Here is a 322-nt window from a genome sequence, read left to right as displayed (position 1 = left end):
CGCGCTCTCCTCTGCCTCGGCAGGTGCGGACTCAGCGGAATCGGGCGCCGACACGGCCTTCATGGGGATCGCGGGGGTCGCCTGCTCTTCGGCCTTTGGCTCCTCGCCCTTGTCCACGTCCGAAGACACGGGGGCATCGGAGAGCCACGGCAGCACGCCCGACGAGGCCGGGGCCTCGTTCTTCGGCGACCGCGAAGCCACGGGGATGGAGCCGGTTGCCGCGGGGCGAGCTGACGGAATCTGCCCGGTCGCGGGGAAGAGCGCGTCTTCGGAGGTCTGTGCCGGTGCCTCAGACTTCGTGCGCGCCGACGCGAGGGAATAG

Annotated in this window: 1 pseudogene; it reads right to left on the bottom strand. The window is 70.8% G+C overall.

From position 1 onward, the window contains the following. A pseudogene (locus QP415_RS11160) lies at positions 1–322 on the bottom strand (septation protein SepH); the annotation flags it as partial.

The organism is Pauljensenia sp. UMB3104 (assembly GCF_030217285.1).
Taxonomy (GTDB): Bacteria; Actinomycetota; Actinomycetes; order Actinomycetales; family Actinomycetaceae; genus Pauljensenia.
The sequence above is the reverse complement of the archived record's forward strand: the minus strand, read 5'-3'. Positions and strand labels throughout refer to the sequence as shown.